Source organism: uncultured Sunxiuqinia sp. (assembly GCF_963974515.1).
In the GTDB taxonomy this organism is placed as follows: Bacteria; Bacteroidota; Bacteroidia; order Bacteroidales; family Prolixibacteraceae; genus Sunxiuqinia.
Genome location: NZ_CAXBDD010000075.1, coordinates 1 through 18255, shown reverse-complemented (window position 1 = coordinate 18255; position 18255 = coordinate 1). Strand labels below are relative to the sequence as shown.

Genomic DNA, 18255 nt, shown 5'->3' with positions numbered 1-18255 from the left:
GATCAGGTGCCTGATGGTTTTGGGACCTTTATCGGTGAGGAAACTTTTTCATCAAGCGAGTCGGTTCAAGGACCGGGCTGTGGCCTGTATTTCAATTTTGAAACCGAAGCGCAGGAGTCGGTTACCGTGAAGATTGGCTTATCGTACACCAGCATCGCCAATGCCCGGATCAACCTGCAAACCGAAGCTGCAGACCTGGATTTTGATCAAGCCAAAAAGCAGGCACAGCAGTATTGGAACAGCATGCTGGGGCGCATTGCTGTTGAGGGTGGACAAGCAAAGGATCGTGTCAAATTCTACACCGGACTTTACCATGCGCTTTTAGGTCGTGGGCTGGCCAGCGATTGCAACGGCGCATATGTGAAAAATAACGGTGCTATTGGGCAAATTCCACTAGACGAAGAGGGACAACCTTTGTATCATCATTACAATACAGATGCGGTTTGGGGAGCATTTTGGAACCTCACCCAGCTTTGGGGGATCGCTTATCCCGATTACTTGAATGAATTTGTCAATTGCCAATTGGATGTTTACAGCGATTGTGGTTGGCTGGCCGATGGAATCGCGACTTCTAAATTTGTGTCGGGTGTGGGCACCAACTTTATGGGGCAGGTGATTGCCTCCGCTTACAACAGGGGAATCCGAAACTATCCTGTTGATCTGGCTTTTGAAGCGGTGTTGAAAAATGAAACCGGCTGGCAAAATCGCCCCGAAGGAGTTGGCAAGGCCGATACGCACGTGTTCCTGGAACGGGGCTATGTTCCCTATGCTGAGAATAGTGCGTACTATACGGGATCGTCGGCGGTGGCTTCACAGTTTTCGGCTTCGCATACCTTAGAGTACAGTTTTGGTGCCTACGCCGCAGCACAGATGGCACAAAGCCTGCAGAAGGACACGGCCTATCAGCAACTCATCGGCCTTTCGTCAGGATGGGAAAAGCTGTTCGATCCGTCCACGGGCTTTATTCGTCCAAAAGACCAGCAAGGTGAGTTCCTCGATGAGTTTGACCCTTATCAGGTGTGGCGCGGCTTTCAGGAAGGAAATGCCTTTCAATACACTTTCTACGTTCCCCATGATCCGGATGGCCTTATCGCGAAAATTGGCCGGGAAAAGTTTAACGAGCGTTTGGATTCCTTATTTCTGAGAGCACAGGAAACCGGCTTTGGTGGAGGAAAAACCATTGACGCTTTTGCCGGGCTGGAGAATGTGTATAACCATGGAAATCAGCCCAGCCTTCATATTTCCTGGTTATTTAATTTTTCAGGAGCTCCTTGGTTAACCCAGAAGTGGGTGCGCCAGATCTGCAACGATTTTTATGGTACCGACGGCATTCATGGCTACGGCTATGGCCAGGATGAAGACCAGGGACAATTGGGAGCCTGGTACGTCATGGCAGGTATGGGCTTGTTTGACGTGAAAGGCGGAAGCGATATTGAACCAAACTTGCAACTGGGCATGCCCTTGTTTCAAAAAGTTCGCATCCAGCTTCATCCGGAATTTTATTCCGGAAAGGAGTTTGTCATCGAAGTCAAAGGTGATCCGGCAAAGCAGCATTATATCCGGTCTGCCAGCTTTAATGGCAACTCACACACGAGTTTTGAGCTGCCCTGGAGCATCTTCGTTCAGGGTGGACATCTGATTCTGAAGGCTTCGGACCAACCCAACAAGCGTTGGGGCATAGAATAATGACATCAACGAGAATAAAATGAAGAACGATAGAAAAACAGACCAGTTTCTGCGACCAATAACAAAGTCAGATCAGCAAGCTGGGACTTATGATATTTACCCAAGTTTGCGTTTGGAGGCCGGAAGTATTCAAACCGGCTTGAAGGGTTTGGCCCAAGCCATCAGCAGGCAGGGACAAGTTGTGATTGATGGCTACCAAGGCGTTTTTTTCGAACTGCTGAAAGATGAACTGGATGTTGAATTGAAGGCGCTTGGCAAGATGGTTCGTTGGACGGATGTTTCGGCTGCCTTAAAACCCGAGACTGAAATAGATCGGTTAATCGAACCGTTTCTTGGAGGTGACGATCCTTTATTCGGCAGCCGGACGAGCTTGACCTTGGCCGACTTTTTTGATCCGAAGAAGCTACAGCAACTGACTCCTTCGGAAGATGCTGACTTGAGCATCCTCGTTGGACCGGGAGCTGCTTTGGCCGGATGGGAAGCCTGCTTGGTGTATGTCGATCTGCCTAAGAATGAGTTACAGTTTCGTGCCCGGGCGGAGGCGATCACCAATTTGGGAGCTTCAAAGGCGGATCACATCAAAACCATGTACAAACGCTTCTATTTTGTCGATTGGGTGGTGCTCAACAAACACAAGCAAGATTTGATTTCTCGAATCGACTTTATGGTGGACGGGCAACAGCTTGATGCAATGAGCTGGATGATCGGTACTGATTTGCGCAAGGCCTTGCGAACGATGGCGACAAACCTGTTTCGTGTGCGACCTTGGTTTGAACCTGGCGCGTGGGGCGGACAATGGATCAAGGAGAAAATAGTCGGTCTAAACAAGGAGGTGATTAATTATGCCTGGTCGTTTGAACTGATTGTGCCCGAAAATGGCCTGCTGCTGGAAAGCGACGGCTTGTTGCTGGAAGTGTCTTTCGACTGCCTGATGTTTCAGGAAAGTGAGGCCGTGCTGGGAAAGCATGCGGATCAGTATGGCCTTGAATTTCCCATACGCTTCGACTTTTTAGATACTTTTGATGGCGGCAATCTGTCCATTCAGTGCCATCCGCAGGTCGAATATATTCAAAAGCATTTTGGCGAGAACATCACACAGGAAGAAACGTACTATATTTTGGATGCGGCTGTGGATGCGAAATGCTACCTTGGTTTTCAGGAGGATATTGACCCCAAAGCTTTTGAAGCCGATCTGACCTACAGTTTTGAGAACAAAAAGCCGATTGACATCACCAAGCACGTGCAGGTGCTGGATTCCAAAAAGCATGATTTATTTCTGATTCCTCCGGGGACCATTCATGGCTCGGGGACAAACAACCTGGTACTCGAAATCAGCACAACACCCTATATTTTCACTTTTAAAATGTACGACTGGCTGCGCCTCGATATGGACGGATTGCCGCGCCCCATCAACATTAAAAGGGGGATGGATAATTTGAATTTCGACCGAAAAGGGGGTTATGTAACTGAGAAACTCGTCGCGCACCCTTATGTGTTAAAAGAAGGGAACGACTGGACGTTGTTCCATTTGCCAACACACGAGAAACATAGCTACGATGTGCACCGCTTTCATTTCAATTCTGAAATTGAAGTCGAAACAGAAAACAAATGCCACGTCCTTTCTTTGGTTGAGGGAACATCCATTTGGGTTGAAACCCGAAATGGTTTTCGCCAACGGTTCAGTTATGCCGAAACCTTTGTGATTCCGGCAGCAGCCAATTCCTATCGATTAATCAACGAATCAGAAAGTCCGGCTATGGTGGTCAAGGCTTTTCTGAAATAAACCATGGAGTTATGAAATACGATCGATTCATTTTAGTCTTGCTTTTTCTAGGTGTCTTCGGATCAATTCAGGCACAGGAAGAACTGATTTGGAAAATAGGAGAGAACAACAACAGCGCTTCGGAATTCGCTTTGGCGCCCAATGGTTACGAAGCGTATATTGCCAACGACTTTGGTTGGGAAGATACCTATTTTCTGATTGGAACATCGGACGAAAAGTCTGACTGGCCGTATATCATTCCCGGAACCAGCGATACCTGGGGAGGAACCTGGGGAACCTCTGGCTGGCGCTCAAGCACGTTGACCATTTTGTTTGGGGTGGAGCAAATGCCTTGGACTGGAGCTTGGAAACTGGCTGTCGACGTGGTGGACTGCAATCCCAACGACTTGCCGCTTTTGAAAATAACAGTCAATGGTCAGTCGTGGAAATACCGCATTCCGGTAATTGATGCGAATAGTGAAATCGATCGCCAGTCGGACCATGCATCGGAATACCTAATCGAAATTCCGTTACTCAACGGTTTAATTGTTACCGGTGGAAATGAGATTAACCTAACGGTTTTGGAAGGCTCATGGCTTCGTTTCGACCAAATCAAATTGGAAGGGCCTCAGGGGGTTAGCTTAACCGACAATCAGCAAGCCTTTTTACGCGGAGTTGAAGTTGCTCCCTACGAAATTGAACATGCAGGAAACCGGACTCAACCTTTGTTGGTCGATGTGGAACATCAAAACGGGATGCCTGATCTGAAGGTTATTTTGGATGGCAAAACGATTTTTTCGGAAACGCTTGAAAAGGGCCGATACGTATTTGAAGCGCCCATGCCGCCGGTTCAGGCTTCATTGAAAAGCACTTACGAAATTTGGCTTGGTGGCGAGAAAGTTGAATCCGGTGAGCTCCTGCGCGGGCCACAAAGTCTGAGAACTCCGGCGGGCTATGTGGATACCAAAATGGGGACGGCCCATTCGCGCTGGATGATTGCTCCAGGTCCCTGGATGCCATTCAGTATGGTCAAATTAAGTCCGGATAACCAGAATGACGGCTGGCAAGCCGGTTACGAACCGACCTTCGAATCCATCGGCTGCTTCTCTCACATTCACGAATGGACCATGGGCGGATTGGGCACCATGCCAACCAATGGTCCGCTGCAAACCCTGGTAGGAGATGAAAAAGACGTGGATGGCGGCTACCGTTCACGAATCGATAAATCAAGCGAAATAGCGCCACTGGGTTACTATCAGGTACAATTAACCGATTATGACATTCAGGCGGAACTGACATCCACCACCCGTTGCGGGTTTCAGCGGTACACCTTCCCTAAAGACCGCGATGGATCGCGTGTATTGCTTGACTTGGTGATACCTTCAGAATATAAATACAACTTGGTGGAAGCCTGGATCAAACAAACCGGGGAACGGACCGTGGAAGGCTACAGCCACCAGCTTTCGCCCAATACCTGGAGCGGCGGCATCGCGCAGGAGTACACCGTGTATTTCGTGGCCGAGTTCGATCAGCCAATCGCCACTTTCGTCCCCTGGACCGAAGCTGGAGTGCAGGAAAAAACCTCAGAACTGAAGGTTAAGGGAGCCAAAGATGCCGGGGCCATTGTTGGTTTTGACACCCGGAACAATCAGGTGGTTCAACTACGAACCGGGATTTCGTATGTCAGCATTGACAATGCCCGTGAGAATCTGGCGACCGAGCTGAGCCGCCCGTATGGTTGGGATTTTGAAGCAGTACGGCAAGCCCAGGTGGCGACTTGGGATGAGCTGCTTAAGCGGGTCTGCATTGCCAGCAATGACCAACGCGAGAAGAAACGTTTTTACACCAACATGTACCGCGCCCTTTGTAGTCGCAATATTTTTAGCGATGTCAACGGTGATTGGCGCGATGCCGAAGAGGAAATTCGTACCATGAAAGATTCTACATCACCGGCTTTGGGGTGCGATGCTTTTTGGAATACCTTCTGGAATCTCAATCAATTTTGGAACCTGGTTACGCCCGAGTGGAGCAATCGCTGGGTCAATTCGCAACTGGCCATGTACGATGCCAATGGTTGGTTGGCTAAGGGACCAGCCGGCATGGAGTACATCCCGGTGATGGTAGCCGAGCATGAAATTCCGCTGATTGTTGGTGCTTATCAAATGGGCATCCGCGATTACGATGTGGAGAAAGCCTACGAAGCCGTCAGGAAAATGCAGACTACGCCGGCACAGGAAGTGGGTGGTGGATTTGCCGGAAACCGGGACCTCGTTCCTTACCTGAAATACAAGTATGTTCCTTACGACCTGGGACGTTTTTCAAATACCCTGGAGTATTCGTTCGACGATTGGACGGTGGCCCAGTTTGCCAAAGCCTTGGACAAAACAGGCGACTATGAGACATTTACCGATCGGGGCAACTATTGGCGAAACAGCATTGATCCGGAAACAGGCTATGCCCGAATGAAGGATTCGACCGGACAATGGGTACCGGATTTTGATCCTTATAAATCCGGGGCAAATCATCATTATGTAGAGGGAAATGCCTGGCAGCTCACCTATTTTGTTCCTCAGGATGTGCCGGCGCTGGCCGAAGTAATTGGCAAAGATCGTTTTATTGAACGATTGGATTGGGGCTTTGAAGAAAGCGACAAAACGCGCTTCAATGGACTGAATGACCAGTACTGGAACTATCCGGTGATTCAGGGCAATCAGCAATCCATGCATTTTGCCTTTCTTTTTAACTGGGTACAAAAGCCTTGGCTAACCCAAAAGTGGAGCCGTGCGATTATGGAACGCTACTACGGTTATGACGTGGCCAATGCCTACCTTGGCGACGAGGACCAGGGACAGATGAGCGCCTGGTTTGTGATGACCGCTTTGGGCTTGTTTCAAACCGATGGGGGCTGCCGCGTGGAGCCGGTTTATGAGATTGCCAGCCCGCTGTATGAGGCCGTGACCATCGATTTGGGTGAACGATTCGGACGTGGGCGAACCTTTGTGATTGAAGCGAAGGATGCCTCGCGGCTCAATTACTATGTGCAGTCGGCCAAATTAAACGGCCGCGAGCTGCAGGATTTCAAGTTTCCGGCTAGCGAACTGCTGCAAGGCGGGAAGCTCGAACTGCAGATGGGACCTCAGCCAAATCCAGACTGGGGAATTGTGGAATAAGGGAAACGATTAGGCGCAGGAAATCATCCATTTTCATTTGGCAGGAGTCCTGAAAAACGCCTATATTTGCCTACCAGAACAGAACAGGTAAAACCCACTAGCATGAAAAAGATAACTTTGATTTTGGCCTTAGCTACAGGCTTGTTTTTGAATGCGTTCGCGCAATATGAATTTCCTTTCCAGAATCCGGATTTACCCGTTGAACAGCGGTTGGAGGATTTGGTCTCCCGTCTGACCGTGGAAGAAAAGATCGACCAACTGGTGTATACTTCACCGGCCATTGATCGCCTTGGCGTTCCCAAATATAATTGGTGGAACGAAAGTTTGCATGGTGTGGCACGTGCCGGTTACGCTACGGTATTTCCACAGTCCATATCCATTGCCGCCTCTTGGGACAAGCCCTTGGTGAACCGCGTGGCTTCGGTTATTTCGGACGAAGCGCGTGCCAAGCATCACGAGTTCGTGCGCCGCGGAGAACGAGGCATCTACCAAGGCCTGACATTTTGGTCGCCCAACATCAATATTTTCCGCGATCCACGATGGGGAAGGGGACACGAAACCTATGGCGAAGACCCGTACCTGACCGGACAAATGGGAAAAGAATTTGTGCTGGGCTTACAGGGTGGCGACTCAGACTACCTGAAAGTGGTGGCCACAGCCAAGCATTTTGCCGTGCACTCCGGCCCCGAACCGCTGCGTCATGAATTTGATGTGAGTGTCAGCGAACGCGATTTCCGCGAGACTTACCTGCCTGCCTTTCGCACGCTGGTGGTCGATGCCGGTGCGTACTCTGTGATGGGTGCCTACAACCGCTTTCGGGGCGAGGCGGCTTGCGCCAGTACTGAACTGTTCAGCATTTTACGCGATGAATGGGGTTTTGATGGTTATGTGGTGTCCGACTGCTGGGCCATTTCCGACATTTGGAAATACCACAAGCTGGAGCCGGATGCCGCCTCAGCTTCGGCCCTGGCTGTCAAACGTGGCACCGATTTAAATTGCGGCGATTCGTATCCCGCTTTAAGGGAGGCGCTTCAACGGGAACTGATCTCAGAAGCGGAGATTGACATCGCTGTGAAGCGTTTATTTATGGCTCGTTTTAAGTTGGGCATGTTCGATCCCATTGAGCGGGTGGAGTACGCGCAAATTCCTTATGATGTGAATGACAACCCGGCGCACGATCAGTTGGCGCGTGAAGCGGCCCAAGCCAGCATTGTGCTGCTAAAGAATGAACGAAATACCTTACCCCTTTCAAAAAAACTGAATACCCTGGCGGTGATTGGTCCCAACGCCGATGATGTGCAGTCGCTCTGGGGAAATTACAATGGGATTCCCAGCCGTCCGGTGACTGTGTTGAATGGTATCCGTCACAAAGTAGCCCCACAAACCAAGGTGCTGTACGCCCAGGGAAGCAATCTGGCCGAAGGCGTTCCAGCCATGAAGCCCATTCCTTCCATTTACCTGCAAACCGAAGATGGCGAGCAGGGTCTGAAGGGGGAGTATTTTGCAAACAGCGAATTTAATGGTCAGCCTTTATTCACCCAAACCGACGATAAGATTGATTTTATGTGGGACATGGGAACACCTGATCCACGGCTTCAAACCGGTCAGTTTAGCATTCGCTGGTCAGGCTATATCGTTGCTCCTAAGACGGGACTGTATTACCTGAGCGATTGGGGCAAACCCTATATGAAAATTACGGTGGATGGCAAAGAGGTAACAGGCGGGAATCATGAACACCATGCCACCATTAATCCAATAAAAATTGAGCTGGAAGCCGGGAAACGTTATGCTATTCAGGCTGACTACCGCAACTACTATGGTGATGCAACCGCCCGTTTGCTTTGGGCTGTTCCGCGGGAAAACATGTTGGAAGAGGCTATCGAAACCGCCAAACAGGCTGACGTCGTTGTGCTGGCTCTTGGCTTAAACGAACGCCTGGAAGGTGAAGAAATGCCGATTCATATAGAAGGGTTTGCCGGTGGCGACCGCACCAACCTGAACTTACCCAAAGAACAGGTAGAACTGATGCAGGCGATTGTCGCTACCGGAAAACCAGTAGTGCTGGTGCTGATTAATGGCAGCGCCTTGTCGATCAACTGGGCGGCCGAGCATGTTCCTGCTATTCTTACGGCTGGCTATCCGGGACAGCAAGGTGGGAATGCCGTGGCCGACGTTTTGTTTGGCGACTACAATCCAGCAGGCCGTTTGCCGGTAACCTATTACCAGTCGGTGGAGCAGTTGCCCGACTTTGAAAACTACGACATGGAAGGCCGTACTTACCGCTATTTCAAGGGAGAGGCCTTATATCCCTTTGGTTATGGCCTAAGCTATACCACTTTCGATTATGCCAACCTGATCGTTGCTGAAGAGGTGAACGTGAACGAACCCGTAGCTGTTTCAGTTGAGGTGACCAATACCGGCGATCGCGATGGCGACGAAGTGGTTCAGTTGTACCTGACGGATGAAAAAGCTTCAACGCCACGGCCCATTCGCCAGTTGGAAGGCTTTGAACGTGTTCATCTGAAAAAGGGAGAAACCAAGACTGTTCATTTTATCCTGGAGCCCCGGCAGTTGTCGCTCATCAATAAAAAGGAACAGCGGGTGATTGAGCCGGGCTGGTTTACCCTTGCGGTTGGTGGTGAGCAAGCCGGATTCTCGGGACGGCAGGATGCGGCGACCACCACCACCATTGCAAAACGTTTTCAGGTAAAAGGAAAAACAACGCCGGTGAAATAAATCACGATTTTAGTTTTGATCAGGAATCAGCAAATCGGCCTAAGGCTATTGAAAAGTTATTCAATGACCTTAGGCCGTTTTTTTTGTGTCACCGGGCAGCCAAAGAGTAATCAACCCTGGAAGGGGTTGGATGTTTATCGAAATAATGCAAGTCCTAAAGGTACGACCACAGCTGAATTTCTTTCAGAGATGCTCAATTCCATAAGCATGCGATGCCTCTGGCGTCATCGACGATAAATGATATTTGATCGTCGGATCCGGTTACTTCCCCGTTCGATTCTTTTTCCGTTCGTCGGGATAGAGCGAGGGCAGTGAAATGTTATAGTGGATGACCAGCAACCGCAGGCCAATAATAAACAGCACGGGAATAAACTGCAACACCGGGTTCATCACTTCCAAGCGGTACAGTACAAGGTAGAGGATGGCCCCCAAAATGCAAACCGTGGCATACACTTCCTTCTTAAAAATAACCGGTACTTCGTTCACCAGGATGTCGCGCAGGATCCCGCCAAACACGCCGGTAATGGTTCCCAGGATGACACAGTTCACAGCAGCCAGTTCGTATTGAAGGCCAATTTGCACGCCGGTGATGGTGTACAAGCCCAAGCCAATGGCATCGAAAAACAACAGGGGCCGGTGAATGAGGTAAAGTTTCGATTGAAAGATGATGGCAAAGATGGTTCCCACCAGGATAAAATAAATGTAGGAGGTTTGATCGATCCAGAACACCGATTTGCCATTGATCAGCATGTCGCGAATGGTGCCGCCACCCACTGCGGTTACAAAAGCGATGATCAGCACGCCAAAGGGGTCAAAACGCTTTTTCATGGCAGTCAGCGCCCCGGAAATGGCCAGCGCAAACGAACCTAAAATGCTGATGTAGTTGATAACGAGTTCCATACTGTTTGTAATTTACTGCTTTTTTGAGGCGGCTATATTACACAATTCTCTGTAATTTCTTGATGCCAATTCCACGAACATAGGATTGTTGCCTCGGATTCACGAATAAGGTTTTGTAGCCACGAATGTACGAATGGGAAACCTATAATCAATAGATTGAATACGGTGCGAGGGAGTAATTATCAGAGAACCTCTAAGGTTAGTATAGAAAATAAGGTTTCTTAAGGAAGTTCAAGAGGTTTATACCCGATGCTGGATTCTCGATACTTGTCACTCGATGAGTCTTCCTGAACTCGTTTCAGGATCTGCCGGCGAGTCATGCAATGCCAAATAAAGAAACTCTCATTAGGATTGAGACTGAAACTTCCTGCTTGAGGCTTTTTGACGCTTTCAAGTCTAACGACGTTGACAGCTCCCTGCTGACTTCTGTTTTGTTGCTTGAGACCGGAGGGAATGGGTCCATTGGTATTCTCGAGGGAAGGTTTGATCAGAAGCACAAATCCACTTTTTTAAATGCGATAACGCTGGCTCTCCATAAGAATATGAATTGATTCCCTTTTAATAGAAGTTGTCTGCTGAGGATTGGGTGAATTGAGCTGACCGGGAAAGGAGAATAAAACTGCAAACTCACGAACTGTTTACTATAAAAAAACACTATCTTGTTGCTTGAAAATTACAGAACATTGATCGTCGGCACTAAATATCAAGCGACTTTGAACAGAACAGGAGCAAATCAGCCAAAGCAAGTGGTGTGCTCCAGAAATAATAGACCGAAACACCTTGATAGATGAACTCCATTGCTTTTGTTGATACAGAGATTGAGCCAGCGAGTCGGAAGATTCTTGACATTGGAAGTGTCAAGGGGGATGGAAATTCTTTTCATGAAACTTCTGTGACTGAATTCGTCAAGTTTCTCAACGGAACGCAATTCATCTGTGGACATAATATTTTCAACCACGACATGAAATATATAGGCAAAGTCCTTGATGATGCCGGAATAAATTCAGCGAACATTATTGATACGCTGTTTTTTTCTCCTCTTTTGTTCCCTGCACGACCGTATCACGCTTTGCTCAAGGACGACAAACTTCAATCAGAAGAAATGAATAATCCTTTGAATGATTCTGTCAAGGCAATGGATTTATTCTATGACGAAGTTGCTGCTTTCAAACAAACTGATGAAAAGCTAAAGCAGATTTTCTATTTGTTATTGAATGACAAAAAGGAATTCAACTCCTTTTTCCGATTTGTAGACTACAAGACTGATAACACCGACATTCAACGGTTGATTCGCGAAGAATTTGAAGATGAAGTTTGTGAACATGCCGACCTGAAAAAAATAATTTACGAACATTCGATTGAACTGGCTTACTGCTTATCCCTCATCAGTGCAAACAACCGTTATTCAATCACACCGCCTTGGGTGTTGAAAAATTACCCCGAAGTTCAGCGAATCATGTTTCGCTTACGAAATAAACCCTGCGTAAGTGGGTGTGTGTACTGCAATAAGGCGTTAGACATACACATGGGATTGAAGAAGTACTTTGGTTTTGATTCATTTAGGACTTACGGAAGCGAACCATTGCAGGAAAAAGCAGTGAAAGCAGCCGTTGATAACAAATCTATCCTTGCAGTGTTTCCGACGGGTGGTGGCAAGTCAATCACTTTTCAAGTCCCTGCTTTGATGGGTGGAGAAAGCACAAAGGGCTTGACGGTTGTTATTTCTCCGTTACAATCCTTGATGAAAGACCAGGTAGATAATCTTGAAAAAAACGGAATCACGGAAGCTGTCACAATAAACGGTTTGCTTGACCCGATTGAAAGAGCAAAGTCATTTGAACGGGTTGAAGATGGCTCAGCATCTATGCTTTACATCTCGCCGGAATCATTGCGCTCACGAACAATCGAACGACTGCTTTTGGGAAGAAAGATTGTTCGCTTTGTAATTGATGAAGCACACTGCTTTTCTTCATGGGGGCAGGATTTCAGGGTTGATTATCTATACATTGGTGATTTCATCAGACTAATTCAGGAGAAGAAAAATCTTGAGGATGGAATTCCGGTATCCTGTTTCACAGCCACTGCAAAGCAGAAAGTTATAGAAGATATTCGAGACTACTTCAAAGAAAAACTTTCGCTTGAGCTTGAACTATTCACGTCAAAGGCTTCAAGAACAAATCTGCAATATAAAGTATTTGAGAAAGGAAATGAGGAGGAAAAATATCAAACAGTAAGAGATTTGATTGAGGAAAAGAATTGTCCGACGATCATTTATGTTTCAAGAACACGAAAAGCATATTTACTTGCGGAGAGGTTAACCGAAGATGGTTTCAACGCAAAGCCCTATCATGGTAAAATGGAGTCGAAAGAAAAAACGGCTAACCAAAATGCCTTCATCTCTGGCGAAGTTTCAATCATGGTTGCAACATCAGCTTTTGGGATGGGAGTTGATAAGAAGGATGTGGGCATGGTCGTTCACTATGAAATTTCCGACTCACTTGAAAATTATATACAGGAAGCAGGAAGAGCAGGACGGGATGAGAGTATTGTCGCAGATTGTTTCGTGCTCTTTAACGAAGACGACCTCAGCAAACACTTTATCTTATTGAATCAAACAAAGCTCTCCATCAAAGAGATTCAACAGGTTTGGAAAGCAATTAAAGAGATTACAAAGTTTCGTTCAAAGGTCTCTAATTCGGCCCTGGAGATTGCAAGAAAAGCTGGCTGGGATGACAATGTTGTTCAAATAGAAACCAGAGTAACGACTGCCATTGCAGCGCTGGAAGATGCTGGTTATTTAACGCGTGGACAAAACATGCCGAGAATTTTTGCCAATAGTATTCTTTCAAAGAACGCCCAAGAGGCGATCGACAAAATTAATGCGTCTGAAAGGTTTGAGGAGAAGCAGAAGGAAAAAGGAGTCCGGATCATCAAGAAACTTCTTTCAAGCAAAAGCAGAAAACAATCAACTGATGAGCCAGGCGAAACACGAATTGATTACATCAGCGACCATTTGGGAATTGTAAAAGAAGAAGTGATCAACATTGTGAATCTTCTTCGGGAGGAAAAGATTCTGGCTGATGCAAAAGATTTAACTGCATTCATAAGGAAAGGGGAAAGCAAGAACCGTTCTCTCAGTATTGTTGATACATTTAGCAAGATTGAGAATTTCCTGCTTCCGTTAATCGAAGAGCAGGAACAAACCTTTCACCTCAAAGAATTGAATGAAAAAACGGAGGAATTAGGTTACGAAGATGTCACTCCCGGCAAGATTAAAACCATTATCAACTTTTGGGCAATCAAAAACTGGATTAAGCGACAGAACTTAGCTTATTCAAAGAACCATGTGGTGATGCTTTCCCTTCATCCTAAAGAATCATTACAAGAAAAATTGGAAAAACGGCATGAGTTGGCAAGGTTCCTTGTTGAGTTCCTCCATGAAAAAAGCAATCTGAATGTTTCAGCAGCTGATGTAGGAAAAGAAGAGGTACTGGTTGAGTTTTCCGTTCATGAACTGAAGGCAGCATTTGAAAATTCGATTGCAAGTTTCGGAAAGAAGGTCACCATTGAAGATGTTGAAGATGCGCTGTTTTACTTGTCAAGAATTGAAGCCATTAAAATTGAAGGAGGTTTTCTTGTTGCTTATAATGGGCTAACTATCGAACGAGTCGAGCAAGATAACTATAAACGGTATACCAAAGAGGATTATCAGAAGCTGAACCAGTTTTACGAGAATAAGGTTCAGCAAATTCATATCATTGGGGAGTATGCGAAGAAGATGATAGACGACTACCGCGATGCACTCCAGTTTGTAGAAGATTATTTTCACTTAAATTACAGTTCCTTCCTAAGAAAATATTTCCCGGGAAGTAAGGTTGACCAACTTAAACTCAAGATGACGCCGGGAAAATTCAAGCAACTTTTTGGTGAACTTTCCCCCACACAATTGAAAATCATCAACGACAATGAAACCAAATACATCGTTGTAGCTGCTGGCCCTGGAAGCGGAAAGACCAGGGTGTTGGTTCACAAACTTGCTTCGTTGCTTTTAATGGAAGATGTAAAGCACGAGCAGTTGCTCATGGTAACTTTTTCAAGAGCGGCGGCAACCGAATTTAAAAAACGATTGCTGAAGCTTATTGGTAATGCGGCTAATTACATTGAGATAAAAACCTTTCACTCTTATTGTTTCGACCTGCTGGGGAAGGTTGGAAGTCTTGAAAAATCTGATCTGATTCTGAAAAAGACAGTTGAAAAAATTAAAAACAAGGAAGTTGAAGCCAGCCGGATTACCAAAACCGTTTTGGTGATTGACGAAGCACAAGACATGGATCAAGATGAGTTCAACCTGATCAATGCTTTGATGGAGCAGAATGAGGATATGAGAGTGATTGCAGTAGGAGATGACGACCAGAATATTTATGAATTCAGGGGAGCAAGTTCGAAGTATCTTGAACAGTTTATCCAGGTGAATAAGGCAGTCAAATATGAGTTGGTTGAGAATTACAGAAGCAAAAGTAATCTTGTTGAATTCACAAACCAATTTGTGACGAGAATTCAACATCGTTTGAAAGATATACCGATCATCGCAAAGCAAACGGATAATGGAAGAATAAAATTGGTACGTTACCAAAGCGACAACCTCGTTACTCCGCTTGTACACGACATACTTATGACTGGACTTATGGGAACGACTTGCGTGCTTACAAAAACGAATGAGGAAGCGTTGCAAATCACGGGACTGATTTTGAAAAATGGTATGCAGGCAAAACTGATTCAAACGAACGACGGTTTCAGTTTGTATAATCTGTCTGAAGTCAGATTCTTTTTAAGCCAGTTAAATTTAGCTGATGATGTTTTTGTCATAAGCGATGATATTTGGGAGAAAGCAAGAAGGGAACTGCGAAATAAGTTTCAGAACAGTACGAGGTTAGAAGTCTGCAACAAAATCATTAAAGATTTTGAAGCGACCAGTCCAAAGAAGAAATACAAATCCGATTTAGAAGTTTTCATTCGTGAATCCAAGTTGGAAGACTTCTTCGACGAAAATAGCGAGACAATTTTCGTTTCAACCATTCACAAAGCAAAAGGAAAAGAATTTGACAATGTTTTTCTGTTGCTTGAAAATTTTAATCCTGTTACTGACGAAGCCAAACGACAGATATACGTCGCTATGACAAGGACCAAACGGAACTTGACGATTCACCTAAACTCTGGCTTTCTTGACCAAGTAACCTCCGGGGATTTAGAACATGTCGATGATAAAAACACTTATTTGCCTCCAGATGAGTTTGCCATGCAATTGACCCATGCCGACATTAACCTGGGGTATTTCGAATTTATTCAACACCGCATCAAGCAACTTCTGAGCGGAGATCATCTTGTCGTCAATGAAGACGGTTGTGAGAGTGCGAAAGGCGAATTCGTGGTAAAGTTTTCAAAAAGATTTCAGGGAACCATCAAGACACTCGAAACGAGAGGATATCAATTGAAGAATGCCAAAGTCAATTTCATGGTTTACTGGCAGAAAGAGGGGGTAGAACGCGAAGCTATAATTGTTTTGCCGACTCTTTACTTTAAGAAAAAATCAGACAGAGTTTAAATTATACTCCCAAAGAAATGGAACTAACTGTTGATTATGGATGTGACGAAGCAAATGATAACAACCGCTAATCCGTAATCCCATCACAATGAAATAGTCATTAACAACCAAAAAAATAGAAACCTATGAAACTAAAAGCATTAATCATTTTGGCCTTGGCGGCTGTTTTTTTATCGTTCGAAAGTGCCGCTGTGGAGCCGGGCGCTTCGAAAGCCGGGCGCTTTAATCTGGAAAAGGACTTGTTGTTGGCCCAGTTTGATTGTAAGACGGATGTGGATGATTTGCATAGCGTAGCCGCCCTGGTGACGCTATTGTCGGACTCGCAGTTCTCCAGCATCCGTTATCATGCTGTTGCCGGAACTTATGGTATTCAGAATGGGCTGTATGTTCCGCCCAATGATTTGTTTCGGCTGGCTTTTGGAGACAACTGGAGCGATGCCCATGACGATTTTGATGCAGCGGTGGAGCATGTAAAAGGACTTATCGCCACCACTTTGGAAAACCAAGGCGATGTTTGGATTGCCGATGCTGGTCAATCTGATTTTACGGCCGCGCTTGTCCGGGCACTTGCAACCGATTTTTTAGAAGAGACGATTGCGCAACGGATTCATGTGGTGCAGCACAGCAATTGGAATGAAGAAGTGACTTCGCCTGAGGACCTGTCGTTTGTAAGGGAAAAGGCGGACTATCATAAAATACCCGATGGCAATGCAGTTGGAAACGGAACACCGGGCTTTCGTTCGCCTGATTACACGGGGTGGAGTGACAAAGTAAAAGATGCCAGCTTGCATGAGGTTTGGCAGTTGGCCATTGATTTGGCCAACCAATACAACGGGAAAGAGGGACGTTACCTGAATGAGGCCATTTCGGCAGGCGGACTCGATTTCTCCGACCTTTCCGAGGTCTGCTGGATTTTGGGGATAGCGGATATTAAAGATACGGCCGGCTTTTTTGAGCGGTATGGTGAATGAAGACAGTTATTGGGGATCAGTCATTCGCTAGTGGTTGGATAGAACTGAAAACTGGCACTGCGACTGAATACTTCTATTGGGGTCATTGGTTATTGGGAAACATTTAAGAGTGAATGACAATTTTAAAAACATAAGTATGATAACTTTAAAAAACATTCGTGCGATCTACATTGATAACAGTTTTCCTATACAGCTTTAGTGCAATCTCATAGGAAGACCATTCTCAGGAAAAGCAAAAAATAGCCAGTACGATCCAAAAAGCGAATTACAGTTTTACAATTGAATTAAACGAAACAAATTCGGATTTTCCTGAAGAGATCATTGTAGGGTTCGAAAATAAAGGAGATGGTGTGATGTTGCATAATTTTATTGTACAGTTTCTTTCAGAAGAAAATTCCTATTGGGTTCGTAATGATGATTTTTGATTTGGAGTTCGGCCTTTGATACTCTTAAAAGATTCTATTGTTTGTGAAACGCTACGATTAGATTCGTTTAGCTACAGATCAATGAAGACAAACGAAATTGTCAGTTTTGAAGTTTTTAAAGAAAGCCTGTTGTCTGGCAAGGGATTTAAAGTATTGGGTATAATTGGAGATAGGTCGAGGGCACAGAATCCTTTTGAGTCAAATTTAACCACTCGCTCAAACATGATTGAATATAAAATTTCGAAGTGATCATGAAATCCAATACTTTGAATCACTTTTAGAAAAAATGACGGGTGCAACGGATCAGCGTTGATGAGTTTGTGAGTCCTTGTCTGCTATTCAACACCCACGTAAACCATACAAACCATGACTTTTGAGTTTATTTTGAAGAAAGACGATTTTGTCACCTTTCAGTTATACGCGGCCTCGAAGTCGGCCAGCATTATAAGGAGCCGTAAGCGATCGCAGATGAGGATTCCGCTGGTTTCCCTGGTTTTAGGCTTGGTTTTATATCTGTTTGTCAACCTTTTTTAAGCGCTCCTGTTTGCTGGGGTTGCTGTACTTTGGTATTTTCTGTTTCAGCTTTACCTCAAGAAGCGATACATCAGGCATTACCAAAATCATGCAGACGAGCATTATAAAAACCGCTTTGGCAAGTCGGAATGGATACAGATTGGAGATCGCTTCATCGAATCGAAAGATTACCTGGGCGAAAGCACGCTAAAACTGGAGGAACTGAGCGAAATCAGGGACTATTATTCTCTGAGGTTCACAACGGGTGAGTCGCTGATGTTTCCAAAAGATCGCATGGGTAACGTGCAGGACTTCGAGGCTTGGTTAAACCAAAAAGCAAGCACTGGTGCTTTCAGGCATGTGGCCGAGCTGGATTGGGAGTGGAAGTAAGATGGCAGGCAAACGATAAATAAATGAACAACATACGGCTGCCGATTAAAATGCGTTCACCTTTACGGTTATTTGAGGTCTTTTAAAATTTTATAATCAA

General features: G+C 45.8%; 7 protein-coding genes. 6 read left to right on the top strand and 1 reads right to left on the bottom strand.

From position 1 onward, the window contains the following. The 4 genes from AAC033_RS14200 to AAC033_RS14185 form a co-directional block, all read left to right on the top strand. Window positions 1-1686 (top strand): GH92 family glycosyl hydrolase (locus AAC033_RS14200; RefSeq protein ID WP_339739245.1); only part of this gene is annotated, 1686 nt, incomplete at its 5' end. A gap of 19 nt (window positions 1687-1705) precedes the next feature. Further along, entirely contained in the window at window positions 1706-3469 is a 1764-nt protein-coding gene (locus AAC033_RS14195) for a class I mannose-6-phosphate isomerase (RefSeq protein ID WP_339739244.1), read from the top strand. Between the two features lie 11 nt (window positions 3470-3480). Next, a complete protein-coding gene (locus tag AAC033_RS14190) occupies window positions 3481-6618 on the top strand; it encodes a GH92 family glycosyl hydrolase (RefSeq protein WP_339739242.1) in 3138 nt (1045 codons plus the stop codon). A 102-nt stretch (window positions 6619-6720) separates the two neighbouring features. Further along, a complete protein-coding gene (locus AAC033_RS14185; protein WP_339739240.1) occupies window positions 6721-9354 on the top strand; it encodes a glycoside hydrolase family 3 C-terminal domain-containing protein in 2634 nt (877 codons plus the stop codon). Window positions 9355-9615: 261 nt separating this feature from the next. Here AAC033_RS14185 and AAC033_RS14180 read toward each other — a convergent pair whose 3' ends face one another. Next, window positions 9616-10254, bottom strand: a complete 639-nt coding sequence (locus AAC033_RS14180; RefSeq protein WP_339739238.1) for a trimeric intracellular cation channel family protein — start codon at window positions 10252-10254, stop codon at window positions 9616-9618. A gap of 787 nt (window positions 10255-11041) precedes the next feature. On the opposite strand from AAC033_RS14180, the gene AAC033_RS14175 reads away from it, so the two are divergent. Continuing rightward, window positions 11042-15856, top strand: coding sequence for a RecQ family ATP-dependent DNA helicase (locus AAC033_RS14175; RefSeq protein ID WP_339739236.1), 4815 nt, complete (start codon window positions 11042-11044; stop codon window positions 15854-15856). A 125-nt stretch (window positions 15857-15981) separates the two neighbouring features. Continuing rightward, the gene (locus AAC033_RS14170) at window positions 15982-16827 is read left to right on the top strand and encodes a hypothetical protein (protein ID WP_339739234.1); all 846 of its coding nucleotides are present in this window, start codon (window positions 15982-15984) and stop codon (window positions 16825-16827) included. Window positions 16828-18255 lie beyond the last annotated feature (1428 nt).